Source organism: Stenotrophomonas sp. A3_2, from assembly GCF_036624925.1.
In the GTDB taxonomy this organism is placed as follows: Bacteria; Pseudomonadota; Gammaproteobacteria; order Xanthomonadales; family Xanthomonadaceae; genus Stenotrophomonas; species Stenotrophomonas hibiscicola.
This window is the reverse complement of record NZ_JAZKVY010000223.1, coordinates 1-487: the sequence shown is the minus strand read 5'-3', so window position 1 is coordinate 487 and position 487 is coordinate 1. Positions and strand designations below refer to the sequence as shown.

Here is a 487-nt window from a genome sequence, read left to right as displayed (position 1 = left end):
CCGATCTGGGTGTTCAACTACAGCTATGGCGGCAAGACGTTTGCTGAAACGTTCATCGGCACCAATCCCTCCACGAACAGCACCACGACGACCGTGCCGGTCTATCTCGTCCCGGTGAAGGTTACCTATGGATCAGTGACCTATGACCCCACCAAGGTGACGGCGAACGGCGTCTCCGTCGTGCAGAACGTGCTGAACTCGCCGGTCTTTGCCAACAGCATCGACTATGTGCAGGGCGGCGTCGACCTGGGCCAGACCCAATACCTGGATGCGTATCAGCGCGGCAATCTTTGGGGCGCGGGCGCCGCGGGCAGTTCGTATCACGTGAAGCTCGGGACACCGGTGGTAACCGCGGTGCAGTCGGTGACCGTGCCGACCCGGCGTGGCAAGCTGATCAGCGCCTTTGGCGCCACCAACCTGATCATGGCGAACATCAACTGGTTCGACCCGCAGGTGGCGGCGATGATCAGCAAGCTCGGTATACCGA

1 protein-coding gene is annotated in these 487 nt (G+C 61.2%); it reads left to right on the top strand.

Annotated elements, in window-relative coordinates:
* The coding region (locus R5H29_RS07820; protein WP_332329016.1) for a hypothetical protein at window positions 1–487 on the top strand (487 nt) is incomplete at both ends.